General features: G+C 46.7%; 23 protein-coding genes. 10 read left to right on the forward strand and 13 right to left on the reverse strand.

Annotated elements, in window-relative coordinates:
• Window positions 1-430: 430 nt before the first annotated feature.
• The 3 genes from GUA87_RS08355 to clpA all read left to right on the forward strand — a co-directional run bounded on the left by GUA87_RS08355 (window position 431) and on the right by clpA (window position 3,917).
• A complete protein-coding gene (locus GUA87_RS08355) occupies window positions 431-1,009 on the forward strand; it encodes a phasin family protein (protein WP_193716106.1) in 579 nt (192 codons plus the stop codon).
• A 218-nt stretch (window positions 1,010-1,227) separates the two neighbouring features.
• Entirely contained in the window at window positions 1,228-1,557 is a 330-nt protein-coding gene (gene clpS / locus GUA87_RS08360) for an ATP-dependent Clp protease adapter ClpS (protein ID WP_193716107.1), read from the forward strand.
• Window positions 1,558-1,601: 44 nt separating this feature from the next.
• Window positions 1,602-3,917 carry an ATP-dependent Clp protease ATP-binding subunit ClpA gene (gene clpA / locus GUA87_RS08365; protein ID WP_227711890.1) on the forward strand — a complete coding sequence of 772 codons (2,316 nt, stop codon included), beginning with the start codon at window positions 1,602-1,604 and terminating at the stop codon, window positions 3,915-3,917.
• A 36-nt stretch (window positions 3,918-3,953) separates the two neighbouring features.
• Here the strand turns inward: clpA and GUA87_RS08370 are convergent, their stop codons facing one another.
• The 5 genes from GUA87_RS08370 to GUA87_RS08390 all read right to left on the reverse strand — a co-directional run bounded on the left by GUA87_RS08370 (window position 3,954) and on the right by GUA87_RS08390 (window position 9,067).
• Window positions 3,954-5,057: a ferritin-like domain-containing protein gene (locus GUA87_RS08370; RefSeq protein WP_193716109.1), complete on the reverse strand. Its 1,104-nt coding sequence runs from the start codon at window positions 5,055-5,057 to the stop codon at window positions 3,954-3,956.
• Window positions 5,058-5,180: 123 nt separating this feature from the next.
• Complete coding sequence (locus GUA87_RS08375) at window positions 5,181-6,326, reverse strand: GNAT family N-acetyltransferase (protein ID WP_193716110.1); 1,146 nt, start codon at window positions 6,324-6,326, stop codon at window positions 5,181-5,183.
• Between the two features lie 31 nt (window positions 6,327-6,357).
• Window positions 6,358-7,146, reverse strand: a complete 789-nt coding sequence (locus tag GUA87_RS08380; protein WP_193716111.1) for a glycerophosphodiester phosphodiesterase family protein — start codon at window positions 7,144-7,146, stop codon at window positions 6,358-6,360.
• Entirely contained in the window at window positions 7,106-7,573 is a 468-nt protein-coding gene (locus GUA87_RS08385) for a RidA family protein (RefSeq protein WP_193716112.1), read from the reverse strand. The genes GUA87_RS08380 and GUA87_RS08385 overlap by 41 nt, the downstream gene beginning before the upstream one ends.
• A 21-nt stretch (window positions 7,574-7,594) precedes the next feature.
• Window positions 7,595-9,067, reverse strand: coding sequence for an aldehyde dehydrogenase family protein (locus tag GUA87_RS08390; RefSeq protein ID WP_193716113.1), 1,473 nt, complete (start codon window positions 9,065-9,067; stop codon window positions 7,595-7,597).
• Between the two features lie 195 nt (window positions 9,068-9,262).
• Here GUA87_RS08390 and GUA87_RS08395 point away from each other — a divergent pair, with 195 nt between their 5' ends.
• The gene (locus GUA87_RS08395) at window positions 9,263-10,546 is read left to right on the forward strand and encodes an adenylate/guanylate cyclase domain-containing protein (RefSeq protein ID WP_193716114.1); all 1,284 of its coding nucleotides are present in this window, start codon (window positions 9,263-9,265) and stop codon (window positions 10,544-10,546) included.
• Between the two features lies 1 nt (window position 10,547).
• Here the strand turns inward: GUA87_RS08395 and GUA87_RS08400 are convergent, their stop codons facing one another.
• A complete protein-coding gene (locus GUA87_RS08400; protein WP_193716115.1) occupies window positions 10,548-11,264 on the reverse strand; it encodes a GGDEF domain-containing protein in 717 nt (238 codons plus the stop codon).
• 353 nt (window positions 11,265-11,617) lie between these two features.
• On the opposite strand from GUA87_RS08400, the gene GUA87_RS08405 reads away from it, so the two are divergent.
• The 4 genes from GUA87_RS08405 (at window position 11,618) to GUA87_RS08420 (ending at window position 16,937) form a co-directional block, all read left to right on the forward strand.
• The gene (locus GUA87_RS08405; protein WP_193716116.1) at window positions 11,618-12,376 is read left to right on the forward strand and encodes an EipB family protein; all 759 of its coding nucleotides are present in this window, start codon (window positions 11,618-11,620) and stop codon (window positions 12,374-12,376) included.
• Window positions 12,377-12,405: 29 nt separating this feature from the next.
• On the forward strand, window positions 12,406-13,587 hold the full coding sequence (locus tag GUA87_RS08410; protein ID WP_193716117.1) for a DUF898 family protein: 1,182 nt from the start codon (window positions 12,406-12,408) through the stop codon (window positions 13,585-13,587).
• A gap of 3 nt (window positions 13,588-13,590) precedes the next feature.
• The gene (locus GUA87_RS08415) at window positions 13,591-14,691 is read left to right on the forward strand and encodes a M48 family metallopeptidase (protein ID WP_193716118.1); all 1,101 of its coding nucleotides are present in this window, start codon (window positions 13,591-13,593) and stop codon (window positions 14,689-14,691) included.
• Between the two features lie 173 nt (window positions 14,692-14,864).
• Entirely contained in the window at window positions 14,865-16,937 is a 2,073-nt protein-coding gene (locus GUA87_RS08420) for a PAS domain-containing hybrid sensor histidine kinase/response regulator (RefSeq protein ID WP_193716119.1), read from the forward strand.
• Here the strand turns inward: GUA87_RS08420 and GUA87_RS08425 are convergent.
• Genes GUA87_RS08425 through GUA87_RS08440 form a run of 4 tightly spaced genes read right to left on the reverse strand, consistent with a single transcriptional unit; the run spans window position 16,934 to window position 20,065 of the window.
• A complete protein-coding gene (locus GUA87_RS08425; protein WP_193716120.1) occupies window positions 16,934-18,214 on the reverse strand; it encodes a DNA polymerase IV in 1,281 nt (426 codons plus the stop codon). The two genes, GUA87_RS08420 and GUA87_RS08425, sit on opposite strands and share 4 nt — an antisense overlap.
• Before the next feature lie 2 nt (window positions 18,215-18,216).
• Window positions 18,217-19,125, reverse strand: a complete 909-nt coding sequence (locus tag GUA87_RS08430) for an ROK family protein (RefSeq protein WP_321575892.1) — start codon at window positions 19,123-19,125, stop codon at window positions 18,217-18,219.
• Window positions 19,119-19,787 (reverse strand): hypothetical protein, encoded by a 669-nt coding sequence (locus GUA87_RS08435; protein WP_193716121.1) that lies wholly within the window; start codon window positions 19,785-19,787, stop codon window positions 19,119-19,121. The genes GUA87_RS08430 and GUA87_RS08435 overlap by 7 nt, the downstream gene beginning before the upstream one ends.
• Window positions 19,784-20,065 carry a DUF3572 domain-containing protein gene (locus GUA87_RS08440; RefSeq protein ID WP_193716122.1) on the reverse strand — a complete coding sequence of 94 codons (282 nt, stop codon included), beginning with the start codon at window positions 20,063-20,065 and terminating at the stop codon, window positions 19,784-19,786. The genes GUA87_RS08435 and GUA87_RS08440 overlap by 4 nt, the downstream gene beginning before the upstream one ends.
• Window positions 20,066-20,248: 183 nt before the next feature.
• Between GUA87_RS08440 and GUA87_RS08445 the strand changes: the two genes are divergently transcribed.
• Both GUA87_RS08445 and GUA87_RS08450 read left to right on the forward strand, forming a co-directional pair.
• Window positions 20,249-20,626, forward strand: coding sequence for a response regulator (locus GUA87_RS08445; RefSeq protein ID WP_193716123.1), 378 nt, complete (start codon window positions 20,249-20,251; stop codon window positions 20,624-20,626).
• Window position 20,627: 1 nt separating this feature from the next.
• Window positions 20,628-21,992 (forward strand): PleD family two-component system response regulator, encoded by a 1,365-nt coding sequence (locus GUA87_RS08450; protein WP_193716124.1) that lies wholly within the window; start codon window positions 20,628-20,630, stop codon window positions 21,990-21,992.
• Window positions 21,993-22,151: 159 nt separating this feature from the next.
• Here the strand turns inward: GUA87_RS08450 and rpmG are convergent, their stop codons facing one another.
• The 3 genes from rpmG to GUA87_RS08465 form a co-directional block, all read right to left on the reverse strand.
• Entirely contained in the window at window positions 22,152-22,319 is a 168-nt protein-coding gene (gene rpmG / locus GUA87_RS08455) for a 50S ribosomal protein L33 (protein ID WP_169544820.1), read from the reverse strand.
• A 102-nt stretch (window positions 22,320-22,421) separates the two neighbouring features.
• A complete protein-coding gene (locus GUA87_RS18205) occupies window positions 22,422-23,597 on the reverse strand; it encodes an MFS transporter (RefSeq protein ID WP_193716125.1) in 1,176 nt (391 codons plus the stop codon).
• Complete coding sequence (locus tag GUA87_RS08465) at window positions 23,594-24,226, reverse strand: NUDIX hydrolase (protein WP_193716126.1); 633 nt, start codon at window positions 24,224-24,226, stop codon at window positions 23,594-23,596. The genes GUA87_RS18205 and GUA87_RS08465 overlap by 4 nt, the downstream gene beginning before the upstream one ends.
• Between the last annotated feature and the right edge of the window lie 4 nt (window positions 24,227-24,230).

Consider the following 24,230-nt stretch of genomic DNA (forward strand, 5'->3'; position numbering starts at 1 on the left):
AAACGCAAAACTTTTCAGGATTCTAGAAAATGTAGCGAATCCTGTCCATTAAAAACCGGCAAATAACAATATCTTTTGTGTTAAGTGGTGATCGATGCCACCAGTTACGCACTAGTCCAGCTTATGCCTCAGCTCTAATTTCCTTCATTATTGTTAAGATAAGGTAATGAAAAGAACGAATTTTTAGTAGGAGGGTATGGGCGTTTTTGGCTTGAGGGTTTCTGGTGCGCCGCGAAATATTTTTTGTTAAACTTTCTTTTCTGAAATGTGTCATATGTAAAATAAATCAATTAAATCAAATGGATAAGTTTGCATCTATGCTCTATTGTGCGGTGCACAAAAAGTATTGACAAAGTAGATTTTTCAAATATATTAGGTGATATTGTTGCAATGCAGCATATTGAATTCTCATTTCGACAAAGGTTTACTTATGAGCAATACAAAAGCGAAGACCACAACTGCAACAGAAACTGCAAAAGAAGCTGCAGCAGATGTGACTAAAGAATTTGAAACAATGATTTCTGCAAACCGCAAGACACTTCAGGACGCTTTCAAGTCTGGTGCTGAAGCTGCTGAAAAAGCAATCCTGTCTGGCACAGAAGCTTTCAAAACTAGCTACGAAAAAGCTGTTAAAGACAGCAAAGAGCAAGTTGAAAAAGCAGCGAAAACTTTTGGTGAAAACAAATTCTTCGACAACGAAAGTGCGGAGCCATTTGTAAAAGCTGGAACAGCTGCTGCAGAAAAAGGCGAAAAAATTAACGCTGAACTGATCGAATTTGGCACAACACGTGTGAGCGAGTATTTCACTGCTACACGTTCTGTTCTGGATGCAGACGATTTCCAGAAAGCCGTAGAAGTTCAGACTGAATACGCTCGTAACTCTATTGAGACTTACGTTAGCGAAGCTGGCAAAATCAATGCAATGGTCATTGATGCCACTAAAACGCTAATGGAACCTTTTGGCGCACAGTATGCAGCCAATATGGATAAGTTCCTGAACCGCGCCTAAGGGTGCGTCTCATAGAGTAACCGTATCGCTTTTGGAAAAGCCTGGGGTTTTACCCCGGGCTTTTTTCGTTTTTGGTGTATTTATTTAAAATTTGACGAGAAGCCTGTTCATTTTTTTTGAAATTTTCTTCAGGATATCTAACTATGTTAACGAGGGGGTAATCCTGTCCCGTTTATTATGAACCCATAAAGAGTGCTTGGAATTTGGTGCGTATATTCATGACCAGTGGAAATGACAAAAGGTTTGACGACGACACAGATTTGGACACCGGTGTTGTCACCAAGACCAAAACTAAGAAGCCATCCATGTGGCGCGTCCTGTTATTGAATGATGATTATACGCCAATGGAGTTTGTTGTACATGTCCTGCAATCCTTCTTTGGAATGGATGAGCAGACAGCAGCGCAAGTGATGCTGCATGTACATCATAAAGGGGTAGGGGTTTGTGGCGTGTTCACTTACGAAGTCGCCGAAACAAAGGTGGCTCAGGTGATCGAGTTTGCACGAAATAACCAGCATCCACTGCAGTGTACAATGGAGAAAGAATAGTGCCCGGATTTTCAAACACCCTTGAAGAAAGTTTACATCGAGCCATGGCCTTGGCGACCTCGCGTCGTCACGAGTTCGCCATGCTTGAACATCTCCTGTACTCACTAACCGAAGATCAGGATGCTGCCGCAGTTATGAGGGCGTGCAATGTCGATCTTGAGCTGCTTCGTAAAGATCTGGACGAGTTTATCTCCGAAGAGTTGGATGATCTCGTAATGGATCGCTTCGTGGAGGCGCGGCCAACGCTTTCCTTCCAGCGTGTGGTACAGCGCGCCCTGATTAATGTTGAAAGCTCCGGCCGTGAAGAAGTGACTGGTGCTAATGTGCTGGTTGCGATTTTCTCGGAACGGGAAAGCCATGCAGCTTACTTCCTGCAGAAACAGGAAATGACGCGTCTTGATGCGATCAACTATATCAGCCATGGCCTTGCGAAAGCACCTGGGCAGGATATCCCGCGTGTTGTGCGGGGTATTGACGGGCCGTTTCAGTCAGAAAACGAGGATGGCCGCACTGCGGATGAGGAGGAACCCACAACATCTTCCGAAGCACTGGATGCCTACTGCGTCAATCTGAATGAAAAAGCAGCCAAGGGTAAAATCGATCCCCTGATTGGTCGTCAGGATGAAGTTGAAAGAACCATTCAGATCCTGTGCCGCCGCTCCAAAAACAACCCGCTTCTTGTTGGTGATCCCGGTGTTGGCAAAACTGCCATCGCAGAAGGTCTTGCCCGCCGTATCGTTGACGGTGATGTACCTGAAGTTTTGCTGACAAGTGTTATCTATTCACTGGATATGGGAACCCTTCTGGCGGGAACGCGTTATCGCGGTGACTTCGAAGAACGGTTAAAGGCAGTCATGACAGAGCTTGAGGAAATGGACAATGCTGTATTGTTCATTGACGAGATCCACACCATTATTGGTGCAGGGGCCACAAGTGGCGGTGCGATGGATGCGTCAAATCTGTTGAAACCAGCCCTCGCAAGTGGTGCCATTCGCTGTATTGGCTCAACTACGTACAAAGAGTTCCGCAGTCATTTCGAAAAAGACCGTGCCTTGCTTCGCCGGTTCCAGAAAATTGATGTGAATGAACCAAGCGTGCCAGACAGTATCAAGATCCTGAAGGGCTTGAAGCCATATTTCGAAGAACATCATAAAATCCGTTATACCTCGGAAGCTATCAAGGCTGCGGTCGAGTTAGCGGCTCGCTACATCAATGACCGGAAATTGCCGGACAAGGCGATCGACGTGATAGATGAAGTGGGCGCGGCGCAGATGCTGAAACCGGAAAGTAAGCGCAAAAAAACCATTGGTGTGAAAGATGTTGAGGCCGTGGTTGCCAAAATCGCGCGTATACCGCCTAAATCTGTGAGTAAGGAAGATACAGAAAACCTTCGCAAATTGGATAAGGACCTTAAACGCGTTGTCTTTGGTCAGGATGCGGCAATTGAAGCGCTTTCCAGCTCCATTAAGCTGGCGCGTGCGGGGCTGCGTGAACCTGAAAAACCCATTGGTAACTATTTGTTCTCCGGTCCAACTGGTGTCGGTAAGACAGAAGTCGCGCGTCAACTCGCCTCCATCATGGGTGTAGAGCTTATCCGCTTCGATATGTCTGAGTATATGGAACGCCATACAGTAAGTCGTCTGATCGGTGCCCCTCCTGGATATGTTGGTTATGATCAAGGTGGTCTGCTTACCGATGCTGTGGATCAGCAACCTCACGCAGTATTGCTGCTCGACGAGATCGAAAAAGCCCATCCGGATCTGTTCAACATTCTGCTGCAGGTTATGGATCATGGAAAGCTGACCGACCATAACGGTAAGAAGGTTGATTTCCGCAATGTGGTTTTGATTATGACTACCAACGCTGGTGCCGCTGAAATGAGTAAGCAGGCGATTGGCTTTGGAAGTGATGAGCGCATTGGTGAAGATGAAGAGGCGATCAAGCGCCTCTTTACGCCAGAGTTTAGAAACCGTCTTGATGCTATTATTCCGTTTGGAGCGTTGCCAACTGAAGTGGTCGCCCGTGTGGTCGAGAAATTTGTTCTGCAACTGGAAACACAGCTGGAAGATCGCAATGTGACCTTGTCCCTGACAGATGCTGCGGCCTCTTGGCTTGCGGAAAAAGGGTATGATCGACTCAATGGTGCAAGGCCGCTTGGGCGCCTCATTCAGGACAGTATCAAGAAGCCGCTATCTGAAGAGCTGTTGTTCGGAAAACTCGCCAAGGGCGGTCACGTGAAGATCGGCCTGAAAGCAGGAGAGCTTAAATTTGATATCGAAAGCGCTGAGGAAATAAGTCGGCGTGAAAAGGTGGAAAATGGCTCCAAGGGCAGTAAAATAGACAGCGAGAATGTCGATTAATAAAAAAAGGCGGGAGATGATCCCGCCTTTTTTGTTTTACTTCTGACCGATCACCCTGCGGCCTTCATTGATGCTTTTCAGGTATTCGATGCCTTCGTCAGCGATGGCGTAGCCTACCATATCCTCACTTTCACCGTCGATTTCATCCATATCGATCCAGTGTGCATAAAGTGGACGGGTACGATCAGTAATGATGCCAGATTTCAGGAGAGTCTTTACAAGAACGCGGAAGATGTTCGTGGACTCTTTTAGCGCGTCCCGGCGGTCATGGTCTGTGTAGACTTCGCGGCACGCATCACGAACCCATTCCCAGTCCAGACCAAACTGTTCGTAAATCACCTGCTTCTGGCGGATGTTGATCAGATTAAACAAAACGGTTTCGAAGCATTTAGCCGCCCAATCCTCAACGATCTCATGCTCTTTTTCACTGAGTTTCGGGATTGTACGATCAGCCCAGATTTTACCGAACTTGTGATGGAAGGCCTCGTCTGTCATGACAAGCTGGGTTAGGCGTTTAAGAAGCGGATCACTTGTCTTGGAATGGAAACTTGCAAATGCCCCCATAGCAAGGCCTTCAATGAGCATCTGCATTCCAACGAGCTTTTTGTACACTTCTTCTGCTGCAACCAGTTCTTTTAACAATCCACCCAACGCGTTACCAACAGGGTAGGGACTACCAAAGCGCACCTGAATATACCGGCTGAACGCTGTCACATGGCGGGCTTCTTCACGAGTTTGATTTGACGCATATTCCTGCGCCCCTGGATCCAGAAGAATGTGACAAAGACTGGCGCTGAGAGACAGGGCGCCTTGCTCACCGTGCAGGATACCTGAAATTCCCCATCTTACACTTTCATTGCCAAGTAAGATTTGTTGCCCTTCATCCAGTTTGTCAGCAACAGCTGAATTGAGCTCAGGAATGGTATCCTTGGGCATAATCAGCTCTTTAGTGATATCAAATGGGGTGTTGTAATCCAGATAGGCCGTATCTAACGGGTCCCAGAAGTGGTCATGTGTAGCGGAAATAATCTTATCAAACGCATCTGTGCGATCACCATAGCGGTTTACATCCAACATTGCTGGAAAATCGTCTGATGGGACTGCGTTATATATCGGATCGAGTGTTATCTGTCCTGACATGAGTTTCTCCCGTTTCCCTGTCTGAATTTATTATTTTTTTGATTTACCTTTACGTAAACGTCAAGTTGACCATACCCTAATTTACTAAAAAATGCAACTGGACGATGAGAAGGCAAGAGGGATTTAAGATTTCTTGTACGGAGAATGTTGCTTTAAGTAGTTGATTTCAGCATCCATTTGTCGACTTTCCGCTTCCAGAAAATCTCCAACAGCATCATGAAAACCCGGGTCCTGCATCCAGTGCGCGGACATTGTTTTCACAGGCAAATAACCACGGGCTAGCTTGTGCGGGCCTTGTGCACCCGCTTCCACGCGATCAATGCCTTTTTCAATCGCAAAATCGATGGCTTTATAATAACAGGTTTCAAAATGTAGGAAGGGGTGGTCTTCAACGCATCCCCAATACCGACCGTACAGACATTCAGAACCAAACAGGTTCAGTGCACCAGCGATATAGCGACCTTCACGTTTTACCATGAACAGAAGAATGCTTTGCCCCATGGCTTGGCCGAGTAAGGAAAAGAAAGTCCGGTTTAAGTATGGGCGGCCCCATTTGCGGCTGCCTGTATCCATATAGAATTCGTAGAAAGCATCCCAGTGCCGCTCTTCGATATCATCACCGGTTAGGCTTTCAAATTCCAGATCAAGCGTTTTAACAGCGTTGCGTTCTTTGCGAATGTTTTTACGTTTTCGAGAAGAGAGTTTTGATAGGAAATCATCAAAATCCTCATAGCCTTCATTGACCCAGTGGAATTGCTCTCCAACTCGGGTGTGGTATCCCATCTCTCTCGCGGCGCTAAGATCTTCATCTTGCATAAAGGTTGTATGAACCGATGACAGCCCCAGTTTCACTGCCACTTCTTTGGCGCCTTCAGCCAGCATCATTTTTTGTTTCATTTGGTCAGGGCCGGCAGGTGCCAAGAATCGAGGCCCCGTTACAGGGGAGAAAGGCACAGAAAGCTGCAGTTTTGGATAATAGCGTCCGCCAGCGCGTTCATAGGCATCCGCCCAACCATGATCAAAGACATATTCACCCTGGCTGTGGCCTTTCACATACATGGGGGCGACGGCGCTGATCTTTTCACCTTGCTTTAAAACAAGGTGGTAGGGCATCCAGCCTGTCTCTGCGGTTGCACAGCCGCTTTCTTCCAACGCTTTCAAAAAGGCGTGGCGTGTGAAAGGATGATCATCTTCCTGACAGGCATCCCATTCTGATGCTGGAATTTCAGTGATTTGTTGGCAGGTATGCAGGCTATACTGTTCAGACATGAATTTTAAGATACGCGCTCCGCTTTAACTTTCAACGCGCAAATTTTGGGGGAGTTATTTTTTCAAAGATAATGTTGTCTGCCATTGCTTTAGCTATCTCCAACTCCGCATTACTATCAACAGTCCACGCCAAAAGAGGAATACCTGCACGATCCGCTCTCTTTCTAAGGCGAGCTGTTATTCCTTTAGTTTGATATGCAAGGTAGTGGGGTTTGGTTCGAAAATTAAAGGGCATCTTTTTGATGACCATTTTATTTCGGAGACTGAGATGTTCCGGTGGGTCCTGCATTCCAAGCTGGCCTCTGATTATCTGAGGGGCGCGGCGTTTTAAGGCAAGCAAGAGAAATGGATTGAAACTTTGAACGGAATAGTTGCCTTCATAACCTTCAAGCTCTGACAACAAGACGGAAATATAGTGCTCTGGATCTGTGTCCCCTGTTTTTAACTCAATGACCAAAGGTACTTTGCCTCTAACCAGGCCAAGGGCTTGTCGAAAGCTGGGCAGTTTTTCTTCTGTACCTTCAAGCTTTAGCGGCATCAGCTCATTTAAGGGACAAGCGCTGACATCTTTTGTAATACCCACTGTCCTTTGTAGTGATGCATCATGGATCACCACAAGATGACCATCTGCGGAAAGATGCAAATCCAGTTCGATGGCGTAGCCTTGTTCACATGCCAAAGAAAAGGCGGCCAGACTGTTCTCTGGCACGCCTTTTTCTATATCGTGTAATCCGCGATGGGCGATCGGGTTTTCGGTCAGCCAACGCGGAATAGAAGGATTAGCTGATTTCGAAGATGGCATCGATTTCAACAGCAACATTCATTGGAAGCGCATTTGTCCCAACCGCAAAGCGGGCGTGGCGGCCCTTATCACCAAATACATCTACCATCAGGTTGGATGCGCCGTTAATCACCTGAGGCTGTTCACCGAACCCATCAACACAGTTAACGAAGCCGCCCAGTTTGACACAGCGGACTACGCGGTCCAGATCACCACCACATGCAGCTTTTACCTGTGCAATGATATTGAGCGCACAAATGCTTGCGCATTCCGCCCCTTCCTCGGTCGAAAAATCAGCGCCGACTTTACCCTGGAAGGCCAATTGACCATCAACAAACGGTACCTGACCAGACACATAAACCAGATTGCCTGAAACCGTATAAGGCACATAGTTGGCCGCAGGTGCCGCGGCTTCTGGAACCGTTAATCCCAGCTCTGCGATACGTGCATCAATGATCCCTGCCATTCATTTTCTCCTTCGAATTAATTAGCCGCCCGGACGTCCGCCGCCACCACCTGTGATGTGGATGCCGACATTTTTGGTCTGAACATAATTGAGCAACGCTTCTTGCCCTTTTTCACGACCATATCCGGATCTTTTCATACCACCAAATGGAGTTTCGATGCCACCGGCAAACCATTCATTCACAAAAACCTGACCGGCAATCAGCTGGTCTGCGGCCCAGTGTGCGGTCGCAAGATCTTTGGTGTAAAGACCTGCGCACAAACCGTAGTCTGTGCCATTGGCGATCTGGATCGCTTCTTCCTGATCTTCATAAGTCAGGACAGCAAGTACGGGTCCAAAAACTTCTTCCTGTGCAATGGTCATGTCTGATTTTACAGACCCAAAGATGGTTGGTTGAATAAAGTGACCTTCCATGTCTGCTTTGCCACCGCCGCAAACAGCTTCTGCTCCAGCCTGTGTCGCCGCACCGCACATGCCGTGAATTTTGTCAGCCTGGGCGGCGGAAATGACTGGGGTGATATCGTTGTTATCAATACCGGGACCCACTTTCAAGGTCGCAGCTTTAGCGGCGAGGCGCTCCAGAATCTCGCTTTCCATTTTCTTAGGAACAATCAAACGGGACTGAGCGGAACAGACCTGACCGGCATTTGAGAAAATGCCGGCGGCTGTTGAATTTACTGCCTGATCGATATCCGCGTCTTCAAAGACGATACCCGCGGATTTACCACCAAGTTCCATAACACAAGGAAGGACACGTTCTGCCGCGGCCCGCAAGATAAATTGACCTGTTTTCAGTGATCCGGTGAAGACGATGTGATCCACATCATCGTGGGAGACAAGCGATGCGCCACAATCATGACCATAGCCGCAGAGGATATTGACGGCGCCCTTAGGGACACCTGCACGCTCGCAAGCTTCTGCGATAAAATAAGTTGAAAGCGGGGAGAGTTCTGGCGATTTCAGGACAACAGTATTTGCAGTTGCCAGCGCACAGGCAACTGAGCGAGCGGCGATCTGTAGTGGGAAGTTCCAAGGCACGATTTGTGCGGACACACCAAACGGAGTAGGGATCGTGTAGTCCACATAATCAGCACCCAATGGGATCATGCGTCCTTCAAGTTTGTCAGCAAGGCCGCCGTAATAAGTAAAGTAGCGGGCGGCCGCCAGCGCTTCATTTTTACCGCCGTTCAGAGACTTTCCGTTGTCCAGACATTCGGCAAGGGCAATCTCGTCTGCCATTTCCGTCATATGACGTGCGATTTCAAACATGAGCGCACCGCGGTTGGTGGGGCGCATATTGTAAAGTTCGCGAGAATTAAAACAGCGGCGGGCGGCGGCAACAGCGAGATCGACATCCGCCTCCGTTGCACGGGCTACCTCTGCAAGAGGTTGGGCCGTTGCCGGGTTTTCAACGATAATCCGCTCCCCATTGGCAGCATCAACCCATTGACCATCAATATAATTTTTCCAGTATTTTTTTATTTCTTGGGACATTGTATCCTCGCTTACATACTCTTAAGCAGCCTTTGTGTATTGTTGCGGTCAATTATCGCGGAATACGTCAAAATTTCCAGAGATAATTGTTTAATCTCAAACATTATGCTGAGTTGGACAAAATTCTGTCTTTCAAACCCGGCTATCATTCCTATATCTGATTGTAATTGCAATTCAGTAGGTGAAAGTTCCAAAATGGATCAAGCAGTTAAAACCAGTCCCAACCCCTGTGATCATTTTCCTCCTGAAAATGAAGAAGAATCCCTCTTTTCGTGGTTGATTTCCTCAGGAATGGGAAATGCTTCGGTTGTTCAATTGCTTGAAGAATTTTGCGAACGTCTGGCGGATCTTGGCATTAGTGTGTGTCGGGGTAATGTTGCTGTGACGACCATTCACCCGCAAGTGAGCGCCTTCATGTATACGTGGCGCAAAGGTAAGGGGATTATTACCAATACTCAACATTTGCATTCTGAGGAGCCGGGAGAGGGCTGGTTTGCCAGCCCATTTTTCTACATGCTCGGCAATAACATGAATTTCATGCATCGCCCACTTGAAGGCAACGTTGAAATTGATTTCCCTGTGCTTGCAGAATTTAAAAATGAAGGAATGACAGACTGGTTTAGCCAGATGTTTGACTTTGGTTGGGAGCTTAAAGACAATCCGATGGACAATTCTGCGGGGATGATTACCTCTTGGGCCTCGGAGGCGTCAGGCGGCTTTTCAACGCGTGATTTCGGAATATTACGAAAAGCCATTCCGTTGTTTGCCTTGGCCATCAAAGCTGTTGCTTCCTTTGAGGTGGCCAGCACTGTGCTTGAAACCTATGTGGGACGTATTACGGCAAGGGAAGTGCTGGCAGGGCAAATCCATCGCGGTCAGTCCAAAACAGTTTCCTCCGTATTACTATTTGCGGATCTACGAGGGTTTACCAATCTCGCCGATGATGTGGGGCGAGAGGATCTTGTCAGTATTCTGGATCAGTATCTGGAACGCATGGCGGATCCAGTTGCAGAATTTGGTGGTGAAGTGCTCAAATTTATGGGGGATGGCATGCTTGCGACTTTTCCGTTAATGGGGCAAGAGGAGGCAGACACCTGCCGCAGTGCCTTAATGGCGACCCAAAATATTTTCACGCGCATTCAAAATTTAAATGAAAAGCGCCGTGCCGCTGGTGCCCCGGTCATGGAGCTGGATATCGCCCTTCATATTGGGGATGTCATGTACGGCAATGTGGGATCTGCGGATCGCCTCGACTTCACTGTCGTGGGAAGTGCCGTCAATGAAGTGAGCCGTATGGAAAGCAAATGCGGTGATCTGGATACACCGATCATTCTATCTGGTGATTTTGTGGAAAAAGCAGTTTATTGCCGAAGCCACTTCGTGCCGCTGGGAGAGCATGTTCTGCGCGGCATTAAGACACCAAAGGCGCTTTTCTCCCTGAAAGAGAGTAGCGCCTATCTGGATCACTTGGCAGTTTAGATCAGGTGCCGCATTTGCGGCGCTCGGCCTTATCCATATACATCGCCTTATCAGCTTCACCTAGTATGCTATTGATTTCACTGTTCTTGTCGTAAGAGGCGACACCAATGCTTGCTGAGAGAGATATCTCTTTTCCGCGTACCGGCAATGTTGTCTCGCATATCGTTTTGCGAATGAGCTCAGCTTTCATTTTGCCTTGTTCAATATCAGCTTTTTCCAGAACGAAGACAAATTCGTCTCCGCTTAAACGGGCGGCGAAATCTGTGTTGCGCATGTTTTCTTTTAAGATGCGGGCAACTGTCTTGAGAGCCTGGTCACCTGTGTCATGGCCAAACTGATCGTTGATTTCCTTGAAGAAATCCATGTCTACGAAAGCGACGACACCTGTCTCTTCGTGTCGAGTTGCAGAGGCAAGAACACGTTGTAGGTGGGATTTCAACGCTCTGCGATTTGCAAGGCCTGTCAGCTCATCTGTCGTTGAAAGATTTTCAAGCTCTTTAATTCTGGATTGCTGTTCAGCGATATGCTGTTCGGCGCTTGCCGCATAGGCAAGGACGCGGTCAATCAGATTCCAATAAGCCTTATTGTCGCTTTCCTGAATGTGAGATCTGGTTTTGATCTTGTCGGCCAAATCTTCCAGATAAGGCATGATTTCACTTTCGGGCGCATGTGGGGTTGATGAAAACCCTGCGGCTGTAGCAAACAGATCTGATGACATCTAATTACTCCTGCTTGGGAAGTATGCTTTGCGTACTTTCCGTGATACTTGATCCTTTGGCATTTCTTGCCAGTGCAGGATCATTTGCATTTCCCATGCCAATTGCTCTGCCTTGAAAAAAACACATAAAAATAAGAGCTTAGTCTTTTCATATCTGATGAAAACCGGAATAAGTTGAGGTTGGGCGGCAATAATTACCTAAAGCCAAGTAAAAGATGCCCATTTGATCAAAGTGGATTATTGTAATAGACCAAGGAAAAGATTAGGCTGACGATATGCAATCAAAAATAGAACAGAAGAGAGGGTTATTTTCTAGAGCGTTTGGGGGCGGCCTTACTGCGGCTCTTGTATTGATGAGTTTGCCTTCAGAAGCCGCAACGCAGGGGCTTGCCTCTCATCGTGCAGTTTATGATTTGTCGCTTAATCAGATGAAAAAAGGCGGCGGTGTTCTTGATGCCCGCGGACGTATTGTTCTGGAAATCAAAAAAGAATGTGATGGGTTCGTAACTCGCCAGCGAATGCTTGTTGATATTCAGCGCCAGGATGGCGGTGGTGTTGTCTCAGATTTTAATTTCTCTGCATGGGAGAGCCTAAACGGCGATCAGCTGCGTTTTACGTCAAGTGACACCATTAATGGCAGAGTAGCTGAAATGTTCGATGGTTTTGCCACGGCAAATGGTAGCGAAAACAAAGTTACCTTTAATGACGAAGACAAAACTGAAATGAAGCTACCCAAGGATGTGATGTTTCCGATGACACATACATACAAAGTGCTGGATGCAGCTAAAGCCGGATTGCCGCTTATCTCCGCCAGAATTTTTGACGGCAGCAATATGGACGGACTTCAGGACTCTTTGACGATTATTTCCAAAAAGGGCGGTCAGCGAAGTGAGGTGGCCAAGCAAAGTGGTATGGGGAAGATGCGTTATTGGCCCATTCAGATGTCTTTCTTTGATCTGAGAGACCGTAAGGATGAGCCTGACTACAGCATTCATTTTCAAATTTATGAAAATGGTGTCGGGGATCAACTGAAAATGAATTATCGGGATTTCTCCCTAAACGGAAAACTGACAGAGTTGGAACTGTTGGAAGAGCCGAAATGTAATAACTAAGAACAATATCCAATCTACTGAGGGGTGGCATGGAACAATTTGTGGAAACCGGTTTTGATAAATCGGCAATTTCTAAAAGGCTGTGGATAAACAAGATATTTGGGTTGTTGACGTTAGGTTTTTACAGGTTTGCTGGAAAGACCCATCTTCGCAGAATTTTGTGGCAGGGCGTTCGGGTCAATGGTGAACGTTTAACATATCATGGCACAGCCATGGAGCTGTTTATCGGTTTCGTGATTGCCATGGTGCTGCTAAGTATTGCGTTTATTGCATTGGAGCTTGCCTTTGCTTTCCTAAATGCGGCTTCTCCAAGTTTTGCGATTGTAACCGCCATACTTAACTATGCACTTCTGTTTTTCATATGGAATTTTGCACGGTATCGGCTCTGGCGTTACCGGATGAGCCGTTCATCTCTTCGAACTGTTCGGTTCTACCAGCGAGGAGCGGCTTTAAGATACGCGTCAATTGCTGTGATGTGGACGTTTATTACCATGGTGACATTTGGGATCGCTTATCCAATTCAGCGTTATAAACTCAGTAAGTATCAAATAGATCACATGAGTTATGGTGCAGCCGACTTCAGTTTCCGCGGAAACTGGAAATCAATGTTCTCCATTTATATTCCCCAGATCCTGACTTCAGTCGTCATTACGATAGTTTTGGGTGTGGCCTCTTATATGGTTTTTGGAAATATTGCCGCGATTGAGGATCCTGAGTTATACGCAGAGCAGGCGTATGATCAAGCACCCGGATGGTATTTTATTCTTCTGGGTGTTGCTATTCTCATCGGTTGGCTGGTGTTGATTGTCACGCGGATCATCGAAACCAAGTATTTGGTTGCAAATTCGATGCTGGACGATGCAAGCTTTTCGTTTGATGTGCCAACGTCATATGCTTTTAAACGGGTAATGGGAATTGCAGGAAAAGCCTTCTCCATATTGGCCATTGCCATAGCGGTTTATGTAGGTTTGATGTTAATCACTGCGCCTTCAACCATCACCTTTGTCGTGATGATTGGCGGTGGTTTTCTGCTTCTGGTGCTTTTGGATATCATCCGGGTTCTCTACGTATTGGTGCCGGTTGTCGAATTTATGGCATGGCACCTACGTTCCGATAATCCTCAAGTTTTCGTTGAGGTTGCAAAAAGCTCGGAAAACTCTCCTAAATACGGGGAAGGCTTTGCTGACGCCTTGGACGTTGGGGCATTTTAATTCATGGAATTTGAAGCGGAATATTTTGACGGACAAACGTCTTCCTCACGTACCGTACGTGTTTTAGTAGGGTCGAAAGAACTTGTCTTAAGTGAAGCCGACGGCACAAATATCGCGCATTGGCGATGTGACCTTGTTCGGGATGAGAATATTCCGCCCATAAGGGATGAGCTGTTTCTTTCTTTGTCTGAGGCAAATGATGCCAGACTTCGTGTCTCAGGCAGGGTGAAGGTTCAGTATATTCGAGAGCGATGCAATTTCTTACAAAAACGACGGAAACGGGAGAGCAAATATTACCTGAAAATTGTCGCTGGATTTGCTCTGGTTGGACTGATCACATGGTATGTTTTGTTTGAGGGATTCCCTGCGCTGGCCAGTGCTGCGTCTGGTTTGTTGCCGGTTGAAATCACGGAAAAAATCGGTGATGCGACTGTTGAGCAGATTAAAAAGCAGGCTGCAAAAGGTAACGAAAACATAGAGTGCGTCGGTCACGTTGCAATTGACGCTATTTCTGAATTTCTTGTTAAACTGGATATGGCTCACGGAATAGAAGAAGGGGACCGTCCTCCTGTCCGGAAAGTAGTGATACTTAAATCGAATGTAAAAAACGCCTTTGCTGTTCCGGGTGGCACAATCGTTATTATGGATGGCCTGATTAAAGCATCCAAGCATCCCAATGCTCTCGCGGGTGTGATTGCCCACGAGTATTCCCACGCTGCGTTTGACCATCCAATTCGCCTGTACGCGTCCAATGTTGGTATTGCGGCATTTTTGTCTCTCTTGCTTGGTGATACTTCAGGCGGAACCGCATTAGCTGTGTTGGGGCAGATGATGTTGGGTGCTTCATATAGCAGAGATCTAGAGGAAGAAGCGGATAATCATGCAATAGAGTTAATGTCGAAACTGAGTATGGATGTTTCACATATGGTACCTTTGTTGAAATCTATTCAGGAAGACCATTCTGACAGCGGTTTCTTCACTCTGTTTAACAGTCACCCTGAAATGGGTGAGAGAATAGAGCAGATTGAGAAAAGTGGTGTCACGGGGGCGGAAAATGCTTTCAATTCAACAGATTGGAATTCCATAAGGAAGATGTGCGAGTAAGGCGCAAAGCAGTTTTTGCAGAAAAGCGGTGAGAACTTTCTCTTTACGGTGGATTAACTCAATTCGCGCTACAATAGTTTTGATATTGTACTAGGGGGTTGCTTTTGACACTAATCCTTAGATTAATTCTCTGCGCGTTCGCTGCATTCATTTGGATGCAGGGGGCTCTTGCTATGGCTGATGTGTCGTTTGAAGAATTCTTCGAAAATCATAATTCCGTTATGCTGGCGATCGAGCCAAAATCTGGAAAAATTTTCAAAGCAAACAAAGCAGCAAGTGCCTTTTACAATTACACTATAGAAGAGCTGCAAAGCAAAAATATTAAGGAGTTCAATCAATTAACTCCCGAACAGGTCGCTGAGGAAATCAAGCGGGCACAAAAAGAAAAGCGAAACTTCTTTATCTTCCGCCATAAAACGGGAACTGGTGATGTGAAGACAGTGGAAGTAAGATCAAAGCCCTTTGAACTGAATAACAAGGTGGTGCTGATCTCCGTCATTCATGACATTTCCAAACAGAGAAGTTTTGAAGATCAGTTGTGGCATTATCAGCAGAATCTGGAAAACATGGTGGATGCGCAAACATCACGCCTGGAGATGCAAAATAGGGTAATTATTATCCTCTTTGTGGTTGGGCTAATAACTACTCTTTTCCTGATTTACCGATTAAAAACGGCGCTGGAAAAACAAAAAGAAACAGCCGAAATAGCGGAAGAAGAGCGAACTGCTCTCAATGAGATTATCTGGGGAACAGATATTGGAACCTGGCAATGGAATATCCAGACAGGGGAAACCAAGTTCAATGAGCGTTGGGCCGAAATTATCGGGTATTCCTTGTCCGAGTTGGAACCTACTACTATCGAAACATGGCAGACGCACGCCCATCCTGATGACCTCGTTTTATCAGACTCTTTGTTGACGCGGCATTTCAACAAAGAGTCTGAATACTACGAACTTGAATGCAGAATGAAGCACAAAGACGGTCATTGGGTCTGGATCTACGACCGTGGACGTGTTGTCGAGTGGACGGATACTGGGCGGCCGCTCAGGATGTCGGGAACTCATGCGGATATTACAACGCGAAAGCAGTTGGCTATTGCACTGGAGAAAGCAAAGTCTGAAGCTATTGAAGCGAATAGAGCGAAAAGTGATTTCCTGGCAAATATGAGCCATGAACTTAGAACCCCTATGATGGGTATCCGAGGGGTCCTCGATCTTTTGAGGGAAAATCCTGAAGTCGTGAAACACGCAGAGAGTTTATTGCGTGATCTTGATGTCTCGTCCCAAACTTTAATGGCATTGTTGGATGATATCCTGGATATTTCTAAAATCGAGGCGGGCAAACTTGATTTGAAATACACCGTTATCGAACCTGCCGGTGTGGTTGGAAGTATCGTCAACGTATTTTCAATTGCGGCTTCCCAAAACGGCGTTCTACTGACGACCAACGCCAAGGAGCATGAAGGCTATTTCTGCGAAACCGATGATATACGTTTCCGCCAAATTGTCACAAACCTCATAAGTAATGCCGTCAAGTTCACTGAAAAGGGGAATGTGACGGTTAATCTGGAAATCGACGATAGGCGAACCCCAAATTTTTTGACTGTATCGGTTGCGGACACAGGTGTTGGCATGAGCGAGGAGGAATTGCAGAAAGTCTTCTCTCGTTTTGAGCAGGCGGAGACAGGTAGAACCCGAAAGCATGGGGGAACTGGTCTCGGGCTAGCGATATGCAAAGAGTTGGTTGACTTGTTAAGAGGGACCATCGACGTTCAAAGTCGACCCGATGAAGGCTCTACTTTCAGCTTTAGATTACCGGTTAAGCCTTCCAAAGGAGTAGAGCCGTCAATTGAGCAAGATGAACCGATAGGCCTTCGAATTTTGCTGGCTGAAGACAATGATATTAATCAGAAAATTGTCTCTTCCATGCTGCAGAAAAAAGGGCACGAGGTTATCGTTGTTGAGAATGGTTTGAGAGCAGTGGAATATTCCATGGCTCATAAAGTTGACGTGATCTTGATGGATATGCACATGCCCGTCATGGATGGTTTGGAGGCGACACGAAAAATCAGAAGTGATTGCCCTGTTAATGGCAAAACACCAATAATCGCTTTTACTGCTGATGCGCTATCTGAGAACCGCCAAAAATTCCTGGAAGCCGGAGTAGATAGTGTGGTGACCAAACCCCTGAAATTGGACCAGTTGCAAAAGGAGATCGCCGGGATTATTGGCTATCAACATCGCTAAGTCTGTTTCTTTCGAACAGAGCGGCCTTTCTTAATTGCTGCCTCTCCAAACTTTGCCCTCACGAGATCCATTGCATTTTCTACTTTCTTGAACTTTTCCTTGTCTTGTTCGAGTAGATTGGGCCTGTCCGCATCCCGTAGATCACCGAAAGTGCTGATGCCAATACCTATTAATCTGAACGACTGCCCATTACTTGCTTTTAGAAGCATTGGAACGGCCTCACGGTACAACGTCTCCGCGAGTTGAGTTGGTTGATCGAGCGTGTGGCTGCGCGTAACGGTTCTGAAGTCAGGTGTTTTGAGCTTCAGGGTTATTGTTTTTCCAGCTTTATCTTTTGCCTTGAGCCGGGCGGATACTTTTTCACAAAGGGGCCAGAGGATAAACTTCAGTTCCTCTATCTCGCTGATATCTTTAGAAAACGTTGTCTCGTTGGATATACTTTTCGCTTTGGAATTTGCTTCAACCTGGCGGCTATCCTCACCTCTGGAGAAATGGAAAAGGCGACTACCCATTAGTCCGTATCGGGCAACGAGATCGTCTTTATCCCGGTGTTGAAGTTGGCCTATTGTGGTTATGCCATCTGCGGCCAGCTTTTTGTTAAGGGCTCTTCCAACTCCCCAAATGTCGCTAACGGGCCGTCCGCTCAAAAAGGATTTTGCTTCTTCTCTTCCAATAATAGAAAAGCCATCTGGTTTATCGAGGTCTGATGAGAGCTTGGCGAGAGATTTATTATAGCTTAAGCCAACTGAAACGGTGATCCCGACCTCTTGCTTCACCCGGTTTGCCAACCAAACCATGGACTGGGCAGTAGTTCGATGGTGCAGGTTTTCGGTTCCTTTCAAATCAAGGAAGGCTTCATCCAAAGATAAAGGCTCAATAGAGGGGGTTAGGACTTTGAAAAACTTATGAATTGCGTTGCTGGCAGCTTTGTAAGCATCCATTCTTGGCTTAATGATAATGCCATTTGGGCAGAGTTTTTTTGCTTTGAAAAGAGGCATGGCTGAGCGCACACCGGAAAGCCGGGCAAGATAGCAGCATGTGCTGACAACACTTCGTGCGCCGTCATATGCAACAATAACCGGTTTCGCTGCAAGTTCGGGGTTGTCTCTTTTTTCCACAGACGCATAGAATGAGTCGCAATCCACATGAGCCATTGTCAGCGTTGCAAGTTCCGGGTGCCGCAGCAGCCTTGGCGAGCGGCATTTTGGGCAACGTGTGATGTGGGAGGGGAGTATCTCCTCCCAATAGTTTTCACAATTTCTGCAAATGGTCGCCATTTCTATTCCATCGGCCAAAGCCAGGCCGCACCTCGAACGCCGGAACTATCCCCATATTCTGCAGGAACAATCGGCGTTTCAATTTTATCCGAAAATACAAATTGAGGCATCAATTTTGGGACATTCTCATACAGCCGGGAAAGATTGGAAAGGCCGCCACCGCACACAATTATGTCAGGGTCGATAACGTTTACAACCGATGCTAATGCCTTGGCAAGGCGCCGCTCATAACGCTCCAATGTTTTTTCGGCATCGGTATCGCCATTTGATACGGCTTCCACAATCTGATGTGGAGGTATTTTAAAGTCCGTGTGTGAAAAGTGATCCTGCTCAAGTGCGGGACCGGAAAGGAAGGTTTCAATGCAACCGTATTTTCCACAATAACATTTTGGACCTGGTTGTTCCGTATTGTCCGGCCAGGGAAGAGGATTATGTCCCCATTCTCCCGCTATTGAATGGGCACCTAGAAGAGGGGTGCCTTTTATGACTATCCCGCCACCAACACCGGTTCCAATTATAATCCCAAACACCGTATGATGACCAGCGCCCGCCCCGTCTGACGCTTCTGACAAGGCAAAACAGTTAGCGTCATTGGCAATTCTAACGGGCCTGTTCAGGAGCTGCTCCAAATCACCTTGTAGAGGATGTCCAATGAGCTCTGTCGTGTTTGCATTCTTGACCAGACCGGAATGAGGGGAGATGGCGCCCGGAATACCGACACCTATAGAGCCTGATGTTCCGGTTTCTTTGTCAGCGTGTTTCACCAGCTTTTCAATATTCGCCACTATTTCTTTGTAATTTCCCCGTGGGGTAGCGTTGCGCAGGCGAAAAACTTCCCCTCCTGAAGGGGCGAGCGCAACTATTTCAGTTTTTGTTCCCCCAAGATCAATGCCGTATCGCACTTTTAGCACCGGTTTAGTGTGTCCTTGATATGATCATGGATTTCTTTCCAGTCATTGAGGCGGACATGGCTGTCTTCTGCTTTGTCCAGAAGTTTAGCAAGTCTCTCGTCGGCGATGTAATGAAGGCGCTGGACATGTTCCGCATGCTTGGCAACCGATCCATGATTGTGGGGAATGTCATCAATGAAGAAGGCATGTCCTTTGGATTTATCGGTCATGTGGCGAACAACCTGACCTTTTGCGCCCACATTAGCGATGAGCGGATAATTTAACCCTGCCTTTTTCAGACCTGCCTTCCGTTTTTCCGCATATTTTGGAGGGACATTGCTGAGGACAACGATCTGCGCATCTTTGCTTAATTTTTCAAGATTCTCTGCTGCCCCCTCCACAGCAGGTAACCGATCTGCGTAGTCGTTAAAGAAATTGTCCAGCATGACAGGAAACTTTTCACTATCAACGGGTTGGTCGTTTTTCTTATGGCGGATATTTCCATGCAATGCGAAGGAAGACCAGTCAAAATACATTCCCTGGTCTTCCAAATATTGTTCCAGTCCTTGCATGAAATTAAACAGCACTTCATCAGCATCTGTAATGATTATTGGCTTATGTACGATAAGTTCCAACTCAGCCAACTGAGGCAAAACGTCCTTATGTATATTATTATCGCTCATGGTGTTTGGAACTCCTCCCCAAATCCGGGAAAATGTCGACGAACCTTAATGGGAATTTCTGGTGAAAGATCAAATTGCTCACAAAAATCCATCAAAAGGTCTTCGTATGATAGCAGGAAATCGAGCACACCCGCCAGTGTCTCCGGGTTTTGTTCGAGGTTCTTAAAATCCTGCATTCCCAGACCTGTTTCGCGCATGAGGTGATCCAGGCGTTTTTCATCCTTCAGAACATAGGAAACGGCTTGGAAACCGATTGTCTCAGCAAAGTCTTTATCCATGAAAAATTAACTTTTTTAGGGTCCACAGTAACTACTTGTTAATCATATATATGTTTATTGGGGGAAGTAGATACGTAATTTCTATGTCTTGTTCACTATTTAGCAATGCATAATGTATAAATAAAGGGGTTGAACCCACACAAAAGTATGGGTTTGGTTAAAGATCGACGGGGCAATCAGAGAATGAACGCTGAGAGCAAAAAACGGGTACTAATCGTTGAAGACAACGAATTGAACATGAAGCTTTTCCACGATTTGTTGGAGGCGCATGGGTACGATACATTGCAAACCAAGGATGGCATGGAAGCCCTGACGATTGCCAGAGAGCAGAAACCAGACTTGATATTGATGGATATCCAACTTCCAGAAGTTTCCGGGCTGGAAGTGACAAAATGGATCAAGGAAGATGAAAACCTTGAATCAATTCCAGTTATTGCTGTCACAGCTTTCGCGATGAAGGGTGATGAAGAGAAAATCCGTGAGGGCGGTTGCGAAGCGTATGTCGCCAAACCGATTTCTGTAGAAAATTTTATCAAAACTGTAAAAGAGTTCTTGGACTGATATGTCTGCACGCATACTTGTCGTAGATGACGTTATTCCAAACGTCAAAATTCTCGAAGCGAAGCTTTCGGTAGAATATTACGATGTGATCACAGCCTACAATGGGCCTGACGCTTTGGTGCTTGCGAAAGACAAGTCTCCTGATCTTATTCTTCTAGACGTTATGATGCCGCAGATGGATGGCTTCGAGGTGTGCCGTCGACTGAAGGCGGACCCTGATACTGCCCATATCCCTGTCGTGATGGTGACGGCGCTTAGTGAGGTGACTGACCGTGTGCAAGGGCTTGAAGCGGGGGCAGATGATTTTCTGACAAAGCCGGTTGATGATGTGGCTTTGTTTGCACGGGTTAAATCCCTTCTTCGATTGAAGATGATGATGGATGAGTTTCGCCTGCGTGAAGAGACCAGTTTGGATCTGGGGGTCATACAGCCTAATAAAGATCAAGTGGAAGGGCAGGTGCGCGGACGTATTCTTGCCTTGGATGATAACAACTTTTCCTGCCAGCAACTTTCAAACATTTTCAGTGAAGGGTATGAACTGGTTATCGAAAGTGACTTGGATGAAGCTTTGGTGTTGGCGCGTGGCGGCGACTTTGATCTGGCCGTTGTGAGCTTGGCGTCCAATAGTTACGATCCACTGCGTTTCTGTTCCCGAATTCGCACTTTTGAAGAAACACGTCAGTTACCTATTCTGACATTGGTAGATGAGGCCGATACCGGCAAACTCGTTAAAGGTATGGAACTTGGCATTAACGACTATGTCATGCGTCCTATCGATAAGAATGAGTTGATTGTTAGAACTCGAACGCAGGTCTTAAGAAAGCAATATCAAGATCGTCTTCGGCACAATTACCATCGTAGCATGGAACTTGCGGTCACGGATGGCCTTACAGGCCTATATAACCGTCGTTACATGACAAATCACTTGGCAACCCTTCAACAGAAATGGGAAGGGGGAGAGAAGCCGATTTCACTGCTGATCATGGATATTGATTTCTTCAAGAAAGTAAATGATACCCATGGCCATGATGTTGGCGATGTTGTGCTGAAAGAATTCTCCGCCCGTATTTCAAAAAGTGTTCGTGGTATTGACTTGGCGTGTCGTTACGGCGGTGAAGAATTTGTTGTATTGATGCCTGATACGGATCTTGCGGTTGCAATGGGGGTCGCAGAACGTCTACGCCGAGATGTCGCCGAGAATGTATTTGAGATCCCAAAAGAGGGATTAAGTTTGGAAATCACCTGTTCTATTGGTGTCGCTATGCTTCATGGCGGTGAAGATGTTGATAGTTTGATCAAGCGCGCGGACGAGGCTCTATATCAAGCGAAAAGAGATGGTCGTAATCGGGTAGTGTCCGCTTCTTAAGTAACTAGCTGACAACAAGATTTGAAAAGCCAATGGTATTGCCGTTGGCTTTTTTTTATGTCTTTAAAATCATTGAATTTGAGGCAGGTTAACGACAAAAACCCCGGCCGATCAGCCAGGGTTCGCCGAAACGCAATATGCAAGTACCCGAAAGCGGGATTACTTGATTTTTGCTTCCTTGAATTCTACGTGTTTGCGTACAACTGGATCGTATTTACGCATCACCATTTTCTCAGTCAGTGTGCGAGGGTTCTTCTTTGTTACGTAGTAGAAACCTGTGCCTGCAGTGCTGACCAGTTTGATTTTAAGTGTGGTTGGCTTAGCCATTCCAGAAACTCCGTCTTTCACCTGCAAAATGCAGAAGAACTAACAATCGAAGCCCGAAAAATACGGATTTAATCGGTGAAGTCAAGCATTAGACTCAAGATTTTATCCTTTTAGCTCTGCGACACACCGAATTCGATCTTTATGCAGTTCTACATAGGCAATCACAAGGAAGGCAATGGATACAGCAATAAAGGTAACAGGCATTCCATGCGGCTCATACAACTCCATGGAATAGCCAGCGGCGGCTGGGCCTATGAGACTGCCAACTCCCCACAAAACGCCAGTTGCGGCGTTTGCGGTGACCAGTTCAGCATTTTTAAAGCGTTGCCCCATAATGACCAGAGCAAGAGTATAGGAGCCAACGACAGCACCACCCCAGACGATCAATACCGGCCACAGGATATACTGAGTTTCAATCAACCAGGGTAGGGAGCAGGCCCCTGCTAGTCCAATGGCGCTACAGATAAAGATCACCTTGATACGTCCAAAATGGTCGGCAAGCCACCCAATTGGGACTTGAAGCAGGATATTACCCGCAAGAAGAACGCTGGTCATCAAAACGGCAACCTCTGCGGCCATCCCAACCTTTACGCCATAGACCGGCAGCAAGGTCATGATGGAGCCGTCAAAGAAAGCTACATAAAGCGCTGCCGCTGAAATGAGGGGTGCGAGGCGGAAAAAGGAGATAATTGAGAAACTGCTGTGCCCTTGAAGTTTTGGGTAGTTCTTTCCGATCAAAGCGAAGAAAAAACCACCACCAGCCACAATGCAGGCGGCGATAATGAAACCCATATTACCGTCAGTCCCCACTTGATTAATCAAAAGCGGGCCCGCAGCAAAACCACTGGTCATAAAGGCAACATATAGGGCAACTGTTCGGCCTCTCGTCTTTTCCAATGCGATCTGATTTAGCCAGGTTTCACTGATCAGGAAGAGAATGGCCATACAAAGGCCAATAAACAGTCGAAGGATAAACCAGGTTATCAGGGCCTCAGTATAGGCCAGCAGTAAAATTGATAAGGAACACCCGATTAACGCAGTCCATAGAAGGATACCAGCGCCGATTCTCTCAGCAAGTTTTGGAATAACAGGAGAAAAGAACAGGAAGGTGAGGGCTGGGATGGCTCCCATCAGGCCAATGACATCATTCCCCACACCTCGTTTTTCCAGCATGAGAGAGACAAGCGGGATGGAGGAAGAAAGGGCAAATGCCATAATTGTAATTGCCGCGATAATGGCGGCGAGAACGCGAAAGCGTTCAGAGGGAGAGAGATTCACAGAGATAGCCTTCGGATAACTGGGCGACCATTATAGTATGTGAATAAAGGAAACTCTCGACGATTACGAGAGGCATTCGTCACAATATCGTTTACTTCTCTCACAACAAACTCTGTGACATCGACAAGAGGCATGGCAAGCGCTTCTTCGATGGAGAACCAGTTAAGATGCAATAACTCGCCTGAGCCTCCCAATTCACCCGTTGCTTTGTTGGCATCCTGCAATAAAAAGCGAGTGTTAAAGCGTATGGGATTTATGGAAGGGGTAATGGCCCGAGCAATGAACTGAAGATCGGAAAAATCCCCCTGAACATTTCCATTTTTTTCTTTCCCGATAATCAGCCCTGTTTCTTCATAGGTTTCGCGAACAGCCGCTGCCGCTATCGCATGGGCTTTGGCGCCTGGATTGGACAGCACTTCTTCAGTTTCGCTGGAAAGCGGGGCATGAGCAACGTGATGTGCGTCTTCCGTATCCACACGGCCACCGGGAAAGACAAAGACGTTCGGCAAGAAACGGTGTGCCTTTGCCCGTTTGCCCATCAGCAGAAAAATTTTTTCGCCGCGTTTTTCATATAAAACCAAGCTGGCTGCGTCCCGCGGCTTTACGGGACGGTTACTGGAAAATTCCATTGGT

This window comes from Sneathiella sp. P13V-1, assembly GCF_015143595.1.
GTDB lineage: Bacteria > Pseudomonadota > Alphaproteobacteria > Sneathiellales > Sneathiellaceae > Sneathiella.